The sequence below is a fragment of the Campylobacter sp. W0066.2 genome, assembly GCF_024723515.1.
GTDB lineage: Bacteria > Campylobacterota > Campylobacteria > Campylobacterales > Campylobacteraceae > Campylobacter_D.
The window spans coordinates 1-2,880 of record NZ_JANQCV010000028.1; the positions used below are offsets into that span (position 1 = coordinate 1).

Genomic DNA, 2,880 nt, shown 5'->3' on the forward strand with positions numbered 1-2,880 from the left:
TTCCAAAAAATATAAAAATAGACAATGGGCTTATAATATTTATAGCTGGAAGTGTAGTATTATTATTTCTAATTTATTTTTTTAGAGAGCGTATTAATTCAACAAACATAGATGATATTTCTAACTTTACAAAAGAAAAAATTCATATTTTAAAAAATACGATGATTCACACGATGAATACACCAATTCAGCTTATTCTTATCTACCACAAAATGTTCATTACGATGACAATAAATATTAGAATATCCATATAGATATTCTAATACATTATATTTTTTTAATTTTTTCATCTCTTTCTTTTAATAGCAGAACTTGCTTTATGCTTTGCTGCATTTGCTGCCTTTTGTGCTTCCCCTGCAACACCTGAACCACTACCGACAATGTCTTTAGGTGTATTTCTCATAGCAATTCTGCCGTTTTCGCTAGCATTAATTTGATCTGTTGTGGAATTAAAATCTTGTTTTGCTGAAAGAGGATTATAGTGATTTTGAGCAGTTTGTGTATTTAAACCACTATTTGTAACATTTGAATTTACTCCAGAATATTTTGCCAATTCATTTAAATTACCATTAGCAGCCAAAGTTTCCAATTCTTTCATTGCGCTAGCAACATTTTCTTTATTATGGATACCTCTATAGTTTTGATCAATATAATTATTAATCATTGAAACTCCACCATCATAACCAACAGAAGCATTAATAGATTTGGCATTAGTATAACTATCCATAGAACTAAGAACTTCTGCTGAATTTGTAGTGTCTGATGATTTAACTAAATTGCTAAATGCAGACATATTAGAACTTGACTTAGTAATTTGATTTGTAAGACTTTCATTATATGTTTTTTGGAAAGTTTCTTGTTGATCCTTACTCATTTTTTGATACCATGATTCAGATTCTTTAGCACTTACACCAGCACCAATTTCTCCTCTTGCTTGGACTTTAGCAGAAGCAAAGCCTATATTTACACCAGCTTCTGTTTGTGTTCCAAAAGATACTTTTCCTGAAAGCACCATATCAGTAGCCTTATTTATATCTGTAGAATAAGCTTCAGCTAATGCTTTGTTTGAAGCTGAAGTAATAGCATTAGTATCAGTCTCAGAAAGCCCATATTGATTTGATTGACCGCTAGCAACTTCTAATGCTGTCGGTAGTGGTTCAGGTGTTGCAGGGGAAATAAATAGAGTAAATCAAAATACGCAAGATAAAATTCAAAAACAAATAAATGATAGAAATTCGGATTTAAAAGAAAATAATACTCCTAAAATTTAAGGAGTATTATTTTTCTACTTGTTAATCATTGTGATGAATATTATAAGGTAGGTAGTAATGGTCAAGATCCATAATTTCATCAATAAAATTAACATCATCGGAAGTATTTTTTTCTCTTTTTGCAGGCGATAAAGAAATAATCTTTTTTGCATTTAAAAATAACAAACTAAGTATAGAGATTGATCCAAAAACTACAAAAAAACAAATTAATGAAAATAAGAACTGAAAATTTGACAGCTTGGTGCTACTAATATAAATAATATAAGATATAATAGGGATTATATTAACTAAAACAAACAATTATTTTATTTTTCATGATTACAACCTTTTTACATTTAATATTAAAATTATACCAAAATTCACAATAAAAACCAAGTTTTTTAGTGCTTTTAAATGCCTATTTTATAGTATTTTGCAAGGGTTTTTATATTTTACATTTTTGTCCTTTATAAAGTTTATTTTAAGTGCTTTTTAAGCGTATTTTTTACACATAAAAGTCCTTTATAAAGTCTTTTTTATAAGCATTAAATATTGATATATTAGTATTTATTCTGTTTTTATAATTTAATTTGTTAATTTTAACTTTAAAATTAATATTGGTAAGATAAAAAATATTTTTTGTAAGATAAAATAGGTATCATTAATTAATTTTTAAGAATTTAGCGTTAAAATACTAATACAAAAAATAAAGTAGAGTGTTGACCGAACACATTGCGTTACACGCAAGGCGATAACAGACAAGGCAATGACTCTACTTCTTTTTTACTTTCTTTTCATAAATACTAAAATAAAAATCATCACCAAATATCGTATAGTCACCTTGTATCTTTTTATTTTTATTATAATTGCCTTTATGTGACATTTGCCTTAAACGATAGTTTTCTTCAAGTTTATTTTCTATAAAATGTACCAGTTGCATTTTAGGAGCTTTGTTTAGTCTTTTAGTATCGATAGGATTTTTATATCTGTAAATAATTGCTCCTATAAATATATCCACAATTTGGATAAAAATAGAAGTGTTGGATTCAAGCATACAGGCATTAAACATTTGATCTAATTTATTTAATTCATCTTCAAAAAATGGTGCTTCTTTGGGTTTGTTAAGATAATCTGCAATAATTGCAATTTTGTTTAATGTGTTCTTTGGCGAAAGATAATTGCAAATCCCAAGTATTGTTTTTTAATAAAGGAATTTTATTTTTATCTATGAGAATTGTTGAAAAATAAAAATGTTCATAAGACAAACAAGCTTCCACTATATCTTTATATAAAGGCAAATATTTATTTTGAAATAGGAGAATTAAATTTTAATTCTCCTATTTCAAAATTTTCATTTTTTCCTTTTTTAATACATTCTGCTTGAAATATTCCTTTATGTTTTGCTTTGATAGAAGTGATAGTTTGTAATAATTTGCTAGTATTAGATAGTCTTAAGAGTCCTAGTGCAAAATATGGCTGATTTTGAGAATTTGTTAAAATTCCTGTTTCGTCCATAAAGCCAAAAAAATTCATATACACTCCTAATTTTTACATAAGTCTATCATATATTATTAAAACTAATTTTATTTTTTATATTAATAGTTTTGCAATTTTATAGTATGTATTTTTT

4 protein-coding genes are annotated in these 2,880 nt (G+C 26.3%); 1 reads left to right on the forward strand and 3 read right to left on the reverse strand.

The features are described 5' to 3' along the window. Positions 1-254 (forward strand): hypothetical protein (locus tag CAMP18498_RS07755; protein ID WP_337198246.1); only part of this gene is annotated, 254 nt, incomplete at its 5' end. A gap of 32 nt (positions 255-286) precedes the next feature. Here the strand turns inward: CAMP18498_RS07755 and CAMP18498_RS07760 are convergent. The 3 genes from CAMP18498_RS07760 to CAMP18498_RS07770 form a co-directional block, all read right to left on the reverse strand. Continuing rightward, the gene (locus CAMP18498_RS07760; RefSeq protein WP_337198247.1) at positions 287-1,015 is read right to left on the reverse strand and encodes a hypothetical protein; all 729 of its coding nucleotides are present in this window, start codon (positions 1,013-1,015) and stop codon (positions 287-289) included. 1,007 nt (positions 1,016-2,022) lie between these two features. Next, complete coding sequence (locus CAMP18498_RS07765; protein WP_337198248.1) at positions 2,023-2,319, reverse strand: hypothetical protein; 297 nt, start codon at positions 2,317-2,319, stop codon at positions 2,023-2,025. A 233-nt stretch (positions 2,320-2,552) separates the two neighbouring features. Then, positions 2,553-2,783, reverse strand: a complete 231-nt coding sequence (locus CAMP18498_RS07770; protein WP_337198249.1) for a hypothetical protein — start codon at positions 2,781-2,783, stop codon at positions 2,553-2,555. Positions 2,784-2,880 lie beyond the last annotated feature (97 nt).

What these genes read in the sequence shown, in the direction of transcription:
- CAMP18498_RS07765 (WP_337198248.1), bottom strand. Translation starts at nt 2,319, where the DNA reads ATGTTTAATGCCTGTATGCTTGAATCCAACACTTCTATTTTTATCCAA.
- CAMP18498_RS07760 (WP_337198247.1), bottom strand. Translation starts at nt 1,015, where the DNA reads ATGGTGCTTTCAGGAAAAGTATCTTTTGGAACACAAACAGAAGCTGGT.
- CAMP18498_RS07770 (WP_337198249.1), bottom strand. Translation starts at nt 2,783, where the DNA reads ATGAATTTTTTTGGCTTTATGGACGAAACAGGAATTTTAACAAATTCT.